This is a genomic window from Streptomyces sp. NBC_00872, assembly GCF_045161915.1.
Taxonomy (GTDB): Bacteria; Actinomycetota; Actinomycetes; order Streptomycetales; family Streptomycetaceae; genus Streptomyces.
In genome coordinates this window covers 8540269-8555029 of the sequence record NZ_CP108806.1, presented here as the reverse complement: position 1 = coordinate 8555029, position 14761 = coordinate 8540269, and the positions used below count along the sequence as shown (strand labels likewise).

The following is a 14761-nucleotide window of genomic DNA, read 5'->3' as shown; positions in this document are numbered from 1 at the left end:
GATACGGTCCGGTTCCGCGCGAGGTGCGGACCCCGGTTCCGCGCGGGACACCGGCCGGACGGCGCACGGCCCCGTCCGGCGGTGTGCCGGACGGGGCCCATGGGACCCGTGGCGCCTGGGACAGAGGCGCCACGGGGGTTATCGGGGTCACCGGGGTCACCGGGTCCGGAGCTCGGGCGGCCTGCCCCGTGCCTGGTGTCCTGTGTCCGGTGTCCGGTGTCCGGTGTCCGCGCCTAGGCTCCCCGGAAGACGTAGGTCTTTCCGGCGACGGCCCGGAATGTGCGTTCTCCGCCCGTGAACAGGGTGCTGCGCAGCGTCAGCTCGGTCGTACGGCTCGCCCGCAGGGTGATCCGGGTCGCCCGGCCGCCGGACCACTCGATGTCGAGCTCGGCGCCGCCGCGCGCCCGCAGCCCCGTCACCCGGCCGGCGGGCCAGGAGGCGGGCAGGGCGGGCAGCACCTCGATCGGTCCGTGCTGGCTCTGCACCAGCATCTCGGCGACCCCGGAGGTGGCGCCGAAGTTGCCGTCGATCTGGAACGGCGGGTGCGTGTCCCAGAGGTTGGGCAGGGTGGAGCTCTTGAGCTGCTCGGAGAGCATCTTGTGGGCGTGGTCGCCGTCCCGCAGCCGCGCCCAGAAGTTGATCTTCCACGCCTTGCTCCAGCCGGTACCGCCGTCGCCGCGCGCGGTCAGCGAGACCTTGGCGGCCTCCGCCCACTCGCCGCCCGCCTCGATCTGCCGGCCCGGGTGCAGGGCGTACAGGTGCGAGACATGCCGGTGGTCGTCCGTCCGGCTGTCGAGGTCGGTCTTCCACTCCTGGAGCTGTCCCCAGGAGCCGATACGCAGTCCGGGGTCGAGCTGTCCGAGGACGGTCTCCAGCCGGGTGCGGAAGGCCCGGGAGTCCCCCAGGGTCCGTGCCGCCTCAAGGGTGTTGGTGAACAGATCGAAGACGATCTGCTGCGACATCGCCGCGCCCACCGTGAAGTCGCCGTGCTCCGGCGAGTAGCTGGGTGTGACGACGAGCGTGCCGTCCCTCGGGTCGGTCCGGAGATTGGCGAGCCAGAACTCCGCCGCCTCCTTCATCACCGGATAGGCGGTGGAGCGCAGATAGCTGGTGGAGCCGTTGAACCGGTAGTGGTCGTAGAGCTGCTGGGTGAGCCAGGCGGCCGCCTCCGGGAACCAGAAGGAGGTGGCCCAGTTGTGGACCCCGGTGAAGCCGTACGGGTTGGTCTCGTTCTGTACGACCCAGCCCCCCGAGCCGAAGATCTCCCGCGCGCTCACCCGGCCGGGGGCCCGCATCGCCTCGACATAGCGGTCGTAGGGAGCGGTGGTCTCGGCGAGATTGGTGACCTCGGCGAGCCAGTAGTTCATCTGGAGATTGATATTGACGTGGTAGTCCGCCGACCAGGGCGGATTGGTGACGTTGTTCCAGACGCCCTGGAGGTTCGCGGGCAGCGAGCCGGGGCGTGAGGAGGCGATCAGCAGATAGCGGCCGTACTGGAAGAAGAGCGCTTCGAGTGCCCGGTCGGCGGCGCCGGCACCCCCGGTGTACCCCGTCAGCAACTGGTCGGTGGGCAGATCCGGGAGCTGCTGGCCGATGTCGAGCGAGACCCGGTCGAAGAGCTCCCGGTGGTCGCTCACATGGTCGGCGCGCAGGGCGCCGTACGAGCGGCGGGCGGCGGCGTCGACCGCCCTGGTGACGGCCGTGTGCGGGTCGGCGCCCCGGTACCGCGGATAGGTGTCGGCGTAGTCGGTGCCGGCGGCGAGGACGAACCACGCGCTGTCGGCGCCGCTGACCGTGAGGGTGCCGTCCGCGCCCGCGGTGACCCGGCCGCCGTCGGTACGGACCCGGATCTGGGTCTCGAACCGCAGCCCGTTCTCCTGGAGCGCGCCCCGCACGGTGAGCCGGTCACCGCTCGCGGTGGCCGTGAAGTCCTCGCGGGGCGAGGTGTAGCGCAGGGTGAAGCCGGTCTTTCCCGGCCGGTCGGCGGAGAACCGGCCGGCGATCACCTTGCCCGGGTAGGAAGCGAAGAACTCCCTTGTATACGTGACGCCTTCATGGGTGTACGAGACGGCGGCGAGGGCGGTGCCGAGATCGAGCGAGCGACGGTAGGAGGCGTCGGGGGCCGTCGGCGCGCCCGGTACGTCCAGCTGCAGCTCGCCGAGGACCTGGTAGGCGCCGAAACCGTGCTTGGGCTGGCCGAGTTCGGCGGCGACCGTCTCCGGGGTGAGCTTGCCCTCGGTGTCCAGGCGCTGCTGGACGGAGGCGAGCGCGCCGGGGCGGGGCTCGGTCCAGTTGCCGTGGTCGTAGCCCCCCTGATCTCCGGGACCGCCGGTCCACAGGGTCTTCTCGTTGAGCGTGAGCCGCTCGGTGGCGAGCGTGCCGAACACACTCGCGCCGAGCGCTCCGCTCCCGATGGGCAGCGATTCACGCTCCCAGTCGGTGGCGGGCGTTTGGTACCACAACGTGAAATCATCGGAGGAGTGGGCGGCTGCGGTTCCTGACAGGGCCGGAACTCCCAGTGTCAAGGCGCTGGTTACACCCACTGCGGACTTGATCGTGGTTCTACGGCTGATCCCAGGCGTCATGGCCAGCACCGTAAAAGTCCGATGACTGAATTGGCAATACACATGACAAATTCGCTTCACACGGGGTCGGCCCACAGGTGATCGGCGGCCAGGGGTGATCCACCCCCGGCACGCCCTCTCGTATCCGCCCGATCAGCTCCGCGCGGTCCTGCCGGCTCCGTGCGATCCGGTCCGCCGGACCGGCGCTCCGCCGTGACTCGCGCCCGTGCCCGGCTCAGCCCTGCTGGAACAGCTCCGCGGGCAGCGGCTTCAGCAGCGCGTAGAGATCGTCCGTGATCGGCCGGTCCCAGCTCGCGATGGTGACCAGGACATGGTCACTGCGGTCGAACTGCACACAGGAGATCCGGCCCTCGGAGAGCTTGAGACGGCGGACGATCAGCAGATTGTCGCCCTGCATCACCGGGATGTCCTCGGTGCCGATGACCTCGACGGGCTCCTCGTTCTCCAGCGCCAGCAGGAGCTGTGCCACCTCGAACGGGATCTGTCCGTCCACCAGCTCGCGGGCCGGTGAGCCCTCGGGCAGATTTCCGATGATCATCGCGGGGCCACGGCCGCCGAAGAGGTCGTACCGGAGGAAGACACCCTGGCAACTGCCGTCGGGGGCGGGCAGCAGACCGGCGCCCAGGTTTCCGGGCCAGTCACCCGGGTCCATGGCCAGGACGTCGAAGTCCGGACCCGCGGGTGTGGCGGCGCTGCGGCGGCGGAGGAAGGACATCCCACCATGGTACGTGTTCGCGCCACTACTCCGGAGCCGGGTGAACCCTTTTATGGGGGTATGCGAAACCATCCATGAGCGTGTTCTGCCGCCTCCGCCGCCGCCGGGTTTCCGCCAGGTTTCCGCACATCGTTACGGGTGGGGCGGATGGGGCGGATGGGGCGGGATGGTACGGCTGTGGCGACCATGACACCCCGAGCGGGGCCGGACACATGGGGCCGTCAGCCATGGGCGAACGCGTCGGCGACGCGGGGAGGACCCGGCGGCCCTCCGTCGTACCCGGGCTCAACCACCGCACCACGGTGGAGAGTCCGGAAGAGAGCGCCGGGGAAACCCTCCGGTCCCGGGCCTGGGAAGCCGGTCTGCCCCGGGGCCGGTCGGCTTCCCGGGGCCGGTCGGCTTCCCTGAGCCGTCCCGCGCCGCGCGGCGGCTCGCGCGCGGCCGGGCCGCACGGTCAGGTGAGGTCGAACTCCCCCTCACGCGCGTTGATCACGAAGGCCCGCCACTCGGCCGGGCTGAAGATCAGCGAAGGGCTCTCGGGCCGCCCGCTGTTACGCATGGCGATAAAGCCCTCGACGAAGGCGATCTGGACATCACCCGTGCCTTGGCTGCTCGACTGCCAGTCCGCGTTGCTCAGATCGAGCTCCGGCTTGTCCCAGCCCGAAAGCGGCTTGTGGGTGGTGATGCTCTCGGCCACGTCCTGCTCCTCCCGCTGCGTCGTCCCGGGCCAGCCTATCGACCGCCGTCGGTCCTCGACAGGCCACGACGGAAGGACCCGGGAGCGCGCGGGCCATGGCGGGGCCGCCCGGTCATGACGGGCAGACGGACCGCAGGGAGCGGCTCAGCGCCGCCGTGTACGGGCCGTCCAGCCGCCGTTCGGCGCGTACCCGCAGGACGGAGGCGAGCAGCACGCCACCGCAGTACGGTGCGGCACGGTCCCGGGCGGAGCCCGCGATCGCCCGTACGAGCGCGTCGTTGACCCGGTTGATCTCCGCCCGCGCCTCGGTGAGATCCGCGCGTGCCCCGGTGAGATCGGTGAGATCCGGCCGCGCGGACGGCGCTCCCGGGACGTCCGTCTCCCAGCGGCGGAGCAGGGCTCGCTGGATGTCCTTGTTGGCCTCGATCTGGTCGCGGAAGATCCGCAGGGCCACCGCCGGCTCAACTCCCCTTTCCCGGGCCTGCCGTGCGACCGTGTCGAGGACCTGCCGCTCACGGACGGGATCGTCCACGGGGCCGCCGGTCCGCCATTTCGCCGCCGCGACCGGACGGGCGGTGGCGAGGCGCCGCGCGGACAGCTCGACGACCGGCGGAAGGCGCGTGGACGGCGGCCCCGCGCGCCGGGCGGCGGCCACCGGGACGGCCGTGGCGGCCCCGACGTCGGTGACGGGGCCCGTTCCCGCCAGCAGGAGGGCGGCGGCGGTCAGGGCGAGCGGACGGTGTACAGAGCGGCGTACAGGACGGCGCACGGGTCGGCATACGGACGGCATGAAACGCATCAGGGCCTCTCAGCGGTCGGAGCCCCCGAGCCTAGGGACGCGCCGTCGGCCGGGGCTCAGGGCGCGCTGAAGCGCTCCCTCAGCTCACGCTTGAGGATCTTCCCGCTGGCGTTGCGCGGGAGCGCCTCCACGAACAGGATCCGCTTCGGGGCCTTGAAGCCCGCGAGCTTCTGCCGTGCGTGGGCGAGGAGTTCGGCCTCGGTGGTCTCGCCCTTCAGGACGACGACGGCGGTGACGGCCTCGATCCAGCGTTCGTCCGGCAGTCCGATGACGGCGGTCTCCGCGACGGCCGGATGGGTGTAGAGGACGTCCTCGACCTGCCGGGAAGCGACCAGCACACCACCGGAGTTGATGACGTCCTTCACCCGGTCGACCACCGTGTAGTAGCCCTCGGCGTCCCGGACCACCAGGTCGCCCGAGCGGAACCAGCCGTCGCGGAACGCCTCCGCCGTCTCCTCCGGCTTCTCCCAGTACCCCGAGCAGAGCTGCGGAGACCGGTAGACGACCTCACCGGGCGTGCCGTCGGGCACCTCCTCGCCGTGCTCGTCCACGACCCGCGCCGTCACGAAGCGGACGGGCCTGCCGCAGGAGTCCATCCTGCCCTCGTGCTCACCGGGTCCGAGGACGGTGGCGAGCGGGCCGATCTCGCTCTGTCCGAAGCAGTTGTAGAACGCGAGCGCCGGGAGCCGCTCGCGCAGCCGTTCCAGTACGGGCACGGGCATGATCGAGGCGCCGTAGTACGCCTTGCGCAGCGCGGTCAGATCCCGCTCGGCGAACTCCGGGTGGCCGGCGAGCCCGATCCATACCGTGGGCGGCGCGAAGAGGGTGTCCGCGCGGCCTTCCGTGACGAGGTCGAACACCGTCACCGGGTCCGGTCCGTCCAGGATCGTGTTCTCGGCGCCGGCCGCGAGATACGGCAGCAGGAACACATGGGTCTGGGCCGAGTGGTACAGCGGCAGCGCGTGGACGGGCCGGTCGCTCTCGCGCAGATCGAGGGCGGTGAGGGCGCTGACGTACTCGTGGACCAGGGCGCGGTGCGTCATCATCGCGCCCTTGGGCAGGGCCGTGGTACCGGAGGTGTAGAGAAGCTGCACCAGATCGTCCGGGTCGCCGTCGCGCTCGTACGGCCGCGGTGTGTCCAGCGCGGTGAGCAGTGAGTCCCCGGTGTCGCGCAGGGCGCGGACGGGGACGCCCGCCGGGATCCGGCCGGCGAGTGAGGGGTCGGTGAGTACGAGCGCGCTGCCCGACTGCTCCAGCAGATAGGCGAGGTCGTCGCCGTCGAGATGCTGATTGACCGGTACATGGACGAATCCGGCCCGTGCGCAGGCGAGGAAGGCGATCAGATACACGTCGGAGTTGTGGCCGTAGGCGGCGACCCGGTCGCCGTGCGCCAGCCCGTGTCCGGTGAGCACGGCGGCGGCGGTGGAGACGGCGGCGTCCAGCTCCGCGTATGTCCACACCCGGTCCGCGTACCGTACGGCCACCCGGCCCGGCACCCGTCGCGCCGTGCGCCGTACGACACCGTCGACGGTGCGGTCGAGCAGATCGTCGAACGAGCCGCCGCGCGGTCCGTCGGAGGGTGTGTCGGGCGGTTCCGGGAAGGTGCGGTCCTCGGCGGTCATGGCGTGATCCTCGGCGGGCGCCGCCGGAGGGGTCAATCCCCCTGTCGCGTCAGGGGCTGATGGCGAGGAAGACGAACGCGGTGAAGATGCCGAGATGGACCCCGCCCTGGAGCAGGGTGGCACGTCCCGGCGCGACGGTCAGCGCGCCCACCACCACGGTCAGCGCGAGCAGCACCATATGGGTGGCGTCCAGTCCGAGGACCAGCGGTCCGCTCAGCCAGATGGTGGCGAGGGCGATGGCGGGGATCGTCAGCCCGATGCTGGCTATCGCGGAGCCGAGCGCGAGATTGAGACTCGTCTGCACCCGCTCGCGGCGGGCCGCGCGTACGGCGGCGAGGGTCTCCGGCAGCAGCACCAGCAGGGCGATGACGACACCGACCACCGCCTGGGGCAGCCCGGCCGACTCCACTCCCGACTCGATGGTGGGCGACACCGCCTTCGCGTCACCGACGACGGCGATCAGCGCCACGACGAGCAGCACCAGACTGAGCCCGGTCGCCCGGCGGCTGGGCAGCGCCGCGTGCGACTCCTCCTCACGTACCTCACCCTCCTGGGTGACGGGCAGGAAGTACTCGCGGTGGCGCACCGTCTGTACGGCGACGAACAGGCCGTACAGGATCAGCGACGCGACGGCGGCGAAGCCGAGCTGCGCCGACGAGAACTGACGCCCCGGCCGGCTGGTGGTGAAGGTGGGGAGCACCAGGGTGAGGGTCGCCAGGGTGGCGACGGTGGCCAGCGCGGCGCCCGTGCCCTCGGGGTTGAACACGGCGATTCTGCTGCGGAGCGCCCCGACCAGCAGACAGAGCCCCAGGATGCCGTTGCAGGTGATCATGACGGCGGCGAAGACGGTGTCCCGGGCGAGTGTGGCCGACTTGGCGCCGCCGTCGATCATCAGGGTGACGATGAGCGCCACTTCGATGACGGTGACGGCGACGGCCAGTACGAGCGAGCCGAACGGTTCCCCCACCCGGTACGCGACGACCTCGGCGTGGTGTACGGCCGCGAGCACCGCGCCCGCGAGACAGAGGGCGACCAGGGCGACCGCGAAGCCGGGCAGGGAGCGTCCCCAGCTCAGTACGAGGGCGACCACGGCGAGCAGAGGCACCGCCACGGTCCACCGGGACGCCAGTGACCTGATGGCGTTGCTCGTCGTCGTGCGCCTCACGGTCATGCGCCTCACGCTGCCAGAGCCACCGGAGGTACGCGCGGTGGGCTGCGCCGGACGGCGTCCGCGGACCGCTCCCGGTGATGCGGTGTCAGTTCCGGCGTGGTATCGGGGCCCGCGTGGTGTCGGGGCCGCACGGGACGGAAGGGTTGACAGCCCACAGGTCCCGCAAGAAAGTTTCAGAAGTCGATCGAGATCCCGAAAGATACTTTCAGGGGAGGCTTCCTGATGGCACAGGACGGTACGGGCGACGGGATCAGCCGGCGCGGGCTGGGCGGCGGGGTGCTGGCCCTGGGCGGGGCGCTCGCGCTGGCGCCGATCCCGTTCGCCGAGAGCGCGGCCCGCGCGGCGGCGGGCGGACCGGGTGGCGGCGCGGGGGCCACGGGCGGTACGGGCCACGGGCCCGGCTCCGGGCACAGCACGCTGCGGCGCGGCTCGGCCGAGCGGGCCGGTCTGCTCCCCGGCGAGCTGGAGCGGCTGGTCACCGACGCGGAGGCCTTTCTGGGCCCGTCCCCCGTCCACCCCTGGTACGCGGGCGCCGTGCTGCTCGCCGGCCGGGGCGGGACGGTGGCCCTGCACCGGCCGATCGGCAAGGCCGTGCGGTACGCGGCGTACGACGAGAGGACCGGTACCGGAGTCGAGTTCCCCGCCGAGCGGCAGATCCCGATGGCCGAGGACACCGTCTTCGACCTGGCCTCCGTCTCCAAGCTGTTCACCTCGATTCTCGCCGTCCGGCGGATCGAGCGCGGAGAGCTGGAGCTGGAGGAGAGGGTCACGGCGTATCTGCCGGAGTTCGGCCGGGCGGGCAAGGAGGACATCACGGTGCGTCAGCTTCTGACGCACACCTCCGGCTTCCGCGCCTGGGTCCCGCTCTACCCGGCGCCGACCTACGAGGGCAAGCTGGAGCTGCTCTGGAACGAGGCCCCGCTCAATCCGCCCGGCACGGTCTATCTCTACTCGGACCTCAATCTGATCTCGCTCCAGCTCATCCTGGAGCGGATCGGCGGGCGGCGGCTGGACGCGCTGCTCCACGACGAGATCACCGCTCCCCTCGGGATGCACCGCACCCGCTACAACCCGCCCGCGTCCTGGAAACCGAAGATCGCCGCCACCGAGGACGCGCGGCAGCCGTGGTCCGGGCTGGACCGCGGTCTGGTGTGGGGCGAGGTGCACGACGAGAACGCGTACGCCCTGGGCGGGGTCGCGGGGCACGCCGGTGTCTTCTCCTGCGCCTGGGACCTGGCGGTCCTCGCCCGTACGCTCCTCAACGGCGGCGCCTACGGCCGCGCGAGGATCCTGCGCCCGGAGTCCGTGGAGCTGATGTTCACGGACTTCAACACCGGCTTCCCCGGGGACGCCCACGGCCTGGGCTTCGAGCTGTACCAGCACTGGTACATGGGGGCCATGGCGACGCCGGGCACGGCGGGCCACACCGGCTTCACCGGGACGAGTCTCGTCCTCGACCCGACCACCGACTCGTTCCTGATCGTCCTCGGCAACTCCGTCCATCCCGTCAGAAGCTGGCGCTCCGGGAGCGCGCCGCGGGTCGCGACCGCCGACCGGATGGCCAGGGCCGTCGCGGTCCGGCCGGAGAGGGGCCGTACGGCCTGGTTCTCGGGCATGGCGAGCGCCACCGCCGCCACGCTGGCCCTGCCCCCGCTCACACCCGGGTCCGGGCAGGCACGGCTGCGCTGCTCCCTGTGGTGGGACACCGAACCTGGCTCCGACGCGCTGTTCCTGGAGGCGTCGGCGGACGGCGGCGCGAGCTGGCGGCCGGTGCCCTTCACGACCGTACGGACGGGACAGGAGCCGCTGGCCCATCCCACCGGCTCGGCCACGGGCTGGTCGGGCCGGGTCTGGCACCGGCTGACCGCCGATCTCGCGGCCTGGCGCGGTACGGAGGTACGGCTGCGCTGGCGGTACACGACGGACCGGCTGTACACCGGACGGGGCGTGTACGTGGACGGTCTGCGGGTCGAGGACGGCGGCCGTACGGTCTTCGACGAGGCACGGCCGAAGGACGCGGCCCGTATCGCGGCGGCCGGCTGGGTGGCGTCCGAGGACTGACCCGCGCCCGCCCCTCCCTCTGTCCCCGGCCGTGCCCCGCCGTCACCCGTGGTCACCGCCCCTGGTCATGGCCCGGGGTCACCGGCCCAGGGCCGCCATCGCCGCGTTGTGGCCGGGCACACCGCTCACCCCGCCGCCCCGTACGGCGCCCGCGCCGCACAGCAGCACATTCGCGTGCGCCGTCTCCACACCCCAGCGGCCCGTCTCCTCCGTGGCGTACGGGAAGGACAGATCCCGGTGGAAGATATGGCCGCCGGGCAGCCGCAGTTCGCGTTCGAGGTCGAGCGGGGTCTTCGCCTCGATACAGGGGCGGCCGTTCTCGTCCACCGCGAGACAGTCGGCGATCGGCTCCGCGAGCCGTTCGTCGAGCTGCGCGAGGGTCGCGGCGAGCAGCTCCGCGCGTACGGCGTCGTTGTCCGCGGCGAACAGCCGGGCGGGGGTGTGCAGTCCGAACAGGGTGAGTGTCTGGTACCCCTCGGCGGCGAGTCCCGGGCCGAGGATCGACGGGTCGGTGAGGGAGTGGCAGTAGATCTCGGACGGCGGCGCGCTCGGCAGGCGGCCGGCCGCCGCCTCCTCGTACGCCGTCGCCAACTCTTCGTAGCCTTCGGCGATATGGAAGGTACCGGCGAAGGCCTCGCGCGGGTCGACGGACGTGTCGCGCAGCCGTGGCAGTCTGCGCAGCAGCATATTGACCTTGAGCTGGGCGCCCTCGGCGGCGGCGGGCGGTTCCTCGCCGAGGAGCGCGGCGAGGGCCTGGGGGGACGCGTTCACCAGGACCTGACGGGCCGTCACCGTACCCTCGCTCTCCCCTGCGCGGAAGGCGACCTCGGCGGCGGTCCCGTCGGTGACGATCCGGGTCGCCTCGTGCCCGGTGACGATCTCGGCTCCGGCCGACCGGGCGGCGTCCGCCAGGGCGTCGGTGAGCGCTCCCATCCCGCCGACCGGCACGTCCCAGTCCCCGGTGCCGCCGCCGATCACGTGGTAGAGGAAGCAGCGGTTCTGGACGAGTGACGGGTCGTGGGCGTCGGCGAAGGTGCCGATCAGGGCGTCGGTGAGCACCACTCCCCGGACCAGATCGTGGTCGAACCGCTCCTCGACGGCGGCACCGATCGGCTCCTCGAAGAGTGTCCGCCAGGCGGTCGTGTCGTCGACGCGCGCCCGCAGTTCCTCACGCGGGGGCAGCGGCTCGGTGAGGGTGGGGAAGACCCGCTCGGCGACCCGTCCCGTCATCGCGTAGAACTCCCGCCAGGCCGCGTACTCGCGCTCGCCGCCGGTCAGCGCGGCGAAGGAGGCGCGGGTGCGTCCCTCGCCGACCAGCAGTCCCCCGTCGGCCAGCGGGGTGTACGAGGAGACGGTCCGCTTGCGCACCGCGAAGCGGAGTCCCAGCTCCCGCACGATCTTCCGCGGCAGCAGCGAGACCAGGTACGAGTAGCGGGAGAGCCGGGCGTCCACCCCGGCGAAGGGACGGCTGGAGACGGCCGCGCCCCCGGTGTTCCCGAGCCGCTCCAGTACGAGGACGGAGCGGCCCGCGCGGGCGAGATAGGCGGCGGCGACCAGACCGTTGTGGCCGCCGCCGACGATGACGGCGTCGTACGAGACATGTGCGGGCATGGCTCTTGGTAACACGTGGATGATCCCGGGACCAGGGGTGGCCCGGGATACACCGGAGACCCGAGGGGCGCGGCCCCGAGGGGACGGCAGGTACACGGGCCCGGACAGACGGTGCCGGTACGGACGCGGCGGGCGGGCGGGCGCGCGGACGGCCGAGGCTCCTTTACGCGTCGGGCGCGGACACCGTTCCACTCGCCGGCCCCGGACGTCGGCCCACCGGCCCCGGACGTCGGCTCAGCGGCTCCCGCGTCGGCTCAGCGGCCCCGGAGGCCGTGTCCCTGGCGCAGCGCCGCCACCCGCCGGTACAGCTCCACCGCCTCCGCTCCCCTGCCGAGCTGCTCCAGACAGTGCGCCTCGTCGTTGCGGCCGGCCAGGGCGTCCGGGTGGGTCGGGCCCAGCACCCGGTCGCGGGTCTCGGCGACCTGGCGGTAGACGGCCAGGGCCTCGCCCCAGCGGCCCAGCCAGCCCAGGCCGACGGCGATCTCCCGGCGGCTGACGAGTGTGTCGGGATGGTCGGGGCCGAGGACCCGTTCACGGAGCGCGCAGACATCACGGGACTCCGCGAGCGCCTCCTCCCAGCGGGCGAGCCTGCCGAGATTGACCCCGAGGCCGTGCCGTGCGCGGAGGGTCTCCGGATGCTGCGGGCCATGGACGCGCGTACGGTCCGCGACCAGCGCGCGGTACAGCTCCAGCGCCTCCGCGCTGCGGCCGAGCCGCCCCAGGCTGATACCGACCTCGTAGCGGGCGGCGAGGCTGTCGGGATGGTCGGGGCCGAGCGCCTGGGCGCGGGCCGTCGCCACCTCGTGGTACGCGCTCAGCGCCTCCGGCCAGCGGCCCAGCAGACCGAGCGTGTAGGCCACTTCGTACCGGGTGATCAGCGTGTCGGGATGGTGGGCGCCGAGCACCCGGGAGCGGGCGTCGGCGACCTCGCGGGCCAGCCGGTAGGCGTCCTCCAGCCGGCCGAGCCGGCTGAGGTTGTACGCCAGGTTGTGACGGCAGCGCAGGGTGTCCGGGTGGTCGGAACCCATGGTGCGCTCTCGGGAGGCGAGCACCGCCGCGAACACCTGGTGCGCCTCGAAGTGCCGGCCGAGCTGCCCGAGGACGTACGCCATCTCCTGGCGGGCGGTGAGCGTGTCCGGATGGTCGGGGCCGAGCGCGCGCTCGCGGCCCTCCACGACCCGGGTGAACTCGCGCAGCGCGTCGGCCGTCCGCCCGGTCCTGCTGAGGGTGAACCCCACTTCGTACCGGCTGCCGAGGGTGTCCGGGTGGTCGGGGCCGAGGGCGTGCTCCCGTTCGGCCGCGACCGCGCGGTGCACCTCGCCCGCCTCCTCCCAGCGGCCCAGCCTGCCCAGGCTCAGACCGGCGTTGTGCCGGCTGGCGAGGACGGCGAGCTGCTCGGGCGACGGGGTGGGCCGGGCCCGGTGCGGATACGCCCCGGTGGCCAGGCGCGGGTCGGCGGGCGTGGTCCACTCGCCCGTCAGCCCCGCGGTGTGGTCGGGCGGGGTGGACCGCAGGACGGAGACACCGGTCGCCTTGTGCCCGGTCGTCATCCCCCGGGTCCAGGACGGCAGCCGGTCCTCGTCCGGCAGCGGTGCCCGGCGACCGTGGAGGGGCGGCGCGGGCCCCGGGTCCGCCCCGGTCGGGACGGGACGGCCGGGCCTGCTGTGGTGGGCGGCGAAGGCATCGGGCCCCAGGGCCGAGCGTGCGCCGCTGATCCGGCGCCGCAGATCGCCCGCGTCCGAGGGCCGCTCCTCCGGTGCCTTGGCCAGCAGGTCGAGCACGATCCGGTCGAAGAATCCCGGCAGGTCCGCGCGGTGCCCGCTGGGCGGTCTCGGGATCGTGTCACGGTGGCCGACCAGCACCGCCCAGGCGTCGTCCAGGTCGAACGGCGGGGCGCCGGTGGAGATCTCGTACAGCACACACCCCAGCGAGTACAGATCGCTGCGGTGGTCGACATGGCCGCCGCCGATCTGCTCGGGGGACATGTAGTGCGGGGTGCCCATGGCGATGCCCGTCCCGGTGAGCCGGGAGGTGAAACCGATGTCATGGCCGAGGCGCGCGATACCGAAGTCGCAGATCTTCACCGTGCCGTCGGTGAGCCGCATGATGTTGGCGGGCTTCAGGTCGCGGTGGATGATGCCCTGTTCATGGGTGTAGGCGAGCGCGTCCGCGATCTGCTCCGCTATGTCGACGAGATCGGGCACCGGGAGCGGGCGCTGCTCGTTGTCCTCCAGCAGCTGGCTGAGGTTGCGCCCTTCGAGCAGTTCCATGACGAGATAGAGGACACCGTCGTGCTCGCCGAAGTCATGGACGACCGTGACACCGCGGTGCTGGAGCGCGGCGGCGACGCGCGCCTCACGGCGGAACCGCTCGCGCATGATCCGTGTGAGCGACGAGTCCTGCTGCGGCCCCAGCGGCTTGAGGCACTTGACCGCGACCCGCCGGCCGAGCGACTCGTCGCGCGCCCGCCACACCTCGCCCATCCCCCCGCGCCCGATCAGATCGAGCAGCCGGTAGCGGCCCTGGATCAGCCTGGTGTCCGCCATCGCGTGCTGTCGCCCCCGTCACCTCGCTGCGCCCTCCCCGGCCCGTCCAGTATGGCCGCCCGGCCCTGGAGTGTGTACGGGCTGGGCCGGGTGTCGGGGCCGAGCCTCGCCGTCGCCCGGAGAATGTGCTTCGGCGGAAGCTGCCAGCGCACCCGCGCCGGGATCCGGCGCAGCAGCTTCCCGGTGGCGGTGAGCCGGTGGCCGACGGTACGGGGTGAGGGGGCCGCCCTGCCGTACAGCGCGTGGGCGAACGGCGGCAGGGCCTGGTAGGCGAGCGAGGCCACCCGGCGCCAGAGCAGTTCACGGGCGGGTACCAGCAGGGGGTGGGCCGGTGGCCGGCGCAGGAAGTCGTCGACCTCCCGTGCCTCGGGTCCGCACGCCAGCTCGGGCAGGACCTCGGCGAAGTAGTCGGCGAGCTCCGCGGTGGTGGCGGGGACCGTCCCCGGGTCGAGGCCGACCAGCCGGGCCCCCACGCGGTGTTCGGCCACATAGCGGTCGGCCTGCGCGTCACTGAGGGCGATGCCGGAGCGGCGCAGGACCTGGAGATACGAGTCGACCTCGGCGCAGTGCACCCAGAGCAGCAGCGCCGGTTCGTCGACGCCGTAGCGCTCCCCCGTGACGGGATCGGTGGCGGTGAGGAGCCGGTGGATACGGCGGACCCGGGCGCCCGCCCGCTCGGCGGCCTCGGTGGTTCCGTAGCTGATGGTCCCCACGAAGTGGGCCGTACGACGCAGCCTGCCCCAGGCGTCCTTCCGGAAGTCGCTGTTCTGGGTGACGCCCCGGACGGCTCGGGGGTGCAGGGCCTGGAGATAGAGGGCGCGGATTCCGGCGATCCACATCATGGGGTCGCTGTGGAGCTGCCAGGTGATGGAGTCGGGTCCGAAGAGCCCGGGGTCGGCGGACCGCTCGCCGGACTCACCGCGAAGGCCGGACTCAGGGCGGCGCCCGGACTCA

10 protein-coding genes are annotated in these 14761 nt (G+C 72.5%); 1 reads left to right on the top strand and 9 read right to left on the bottom strand.

Annotated features, from left to right (window positions below; all coding sequences use genetic code 11):
- Positions 1 to 233 precede the first annotated feature (233 nt).
- From OG214_RS36440 to OG214_RS36415, 6 genes are all read right to left on the bottom strand, one after another.
- Positions 234 to 2585, bottom strand: a complete 2352-nt coding sequence (locus OG214_RS36440; RefSeq protein WP_405987197.1) for a glycosyl hydrolase family 95 catalytic domain-containing protein — start codon at positions 2583 to 2585, stop codon at positions 234 to 236.
- A 214-nt stretch (positions 2586 to 2799) separates the two neighbouring features.
- Positions 2800 to 3300 (bottom strand): hypothetical protein, encoded by a 501-nt coding sequence (locus OG214_RS36435; RefSeq protein WP_363083177.1) that lies wholly within the window; start codon positions 3298 to 3300, stop codon positions 2800 to 2802.
- Positions 3301 to 3754: 454 nt separating this feature from the next.
- Complete coding sequence (locus OG214_RS36430) at positions 3755 to 3997, bottom strand: DUF397 domain-containing protein (protein ID WP_066952556.1); 243 nt, start codon at positions 3995 to 3997, stop codon at positions 3755 to 3757.
- A 112-nt stretch (positions 3998 to 4109) separates the two neighbouring features.
- Positions 4110 to 4766, bottom strand: coding sequence for a gamma subclass chorismate mutase AroQ (gene aroQ, locus OG214_RS36425; protein ID WP_405987196.1), 657 nt, complete (start codon positions 4764 to 4766; stop codon positions 4110 to 4112).
- A gap of 86 nt (positions 4767 to 4852) precedes the next feature.
- The gene (locus OG214_RS36420) at positions 4853 to 6418 is read right to left on the bottom strand and encodes a fatty acyl-CoA synthetase (RefSeq protein WP_383041970.1); all 1566 of its coding nucleotides are present in this window, start codon (positions 6416 to 6418) and stop codon (positions 4853 to 4855) included.
- A 49-nt stretch (positions 6419 to 6467) separates the two neighbouring features.
- Positions 6468 to 7589, bottom strand: coding sequence for an ionic transporter y4hA (locus OG214_RS36415; protein WP_365903689.1), 1122 nt, complete (start codon positions 7587 to 7589; stop codon positions 6468 to 6470).
- 222 nt (positions 7590 to 7811) lie between these two features.
- Between OG214_RS36415 and OG214_RS36410 the strand changes: the two genes are divergently transcribed.
- Positions 7812 to 9650, top strand: a complete 1839-nt coding sequence (locus OG214_RS36410) for a serine hydrolase (RefSeq protein WP_363083173.1) — start codon at positions 7812 to 7814, stop codon at positions 9648 to 9650.
- 78 nt (positions 9651 to 9728) lie between these two features.
- Here OG214_RS36410 and OG214_RS36405 read toward each other — a convergent pair whose 3' ends face one another.
- From OG214_RS36405 to OG214_RS36395, 3 genes are all read right to left on the bottom strand, one after another.
- On the bottom strand, positions 9729 to 11261 hold the full coding sequence (locus tag OG214_RS36405) for a phytoene desaturase family protein (protein ID WP_405987195.1): 1533 nt from the start codon (positions 11259 to 11261) through the stop codon (positions 9729 to 9731).
- A 254-nt stretch (positions 11262 to 11515) separates the two neighbouring features.
- On the bottom strand, positions 11516 to 13807 hold the full coding sequence (locus OG214_RS36400) for a tetratricopeptide repeat protein (RefSeq protein ID WP_405987194.1): 2292 nt from the start codon (positions 13805 to 13807) through the stop codon (positions 11516 to 11518).
- On the bottom strand, positions 13789 to 14676 hold the full coding sequence (locus OG214_RS36395; protein WP_405987705.1) for an oxygenase MpaB family protein: 888 nt from the start codon (positions 14674 to 14676) through the stop codon (positions 13789 to 13791). Before OG214_RS36395 ends, OG214_RS36400 begins: the two co-directional genes overlap by 19 nt.
- Positions 14677 to 14761: the final 85 nt, after the last annotated feature.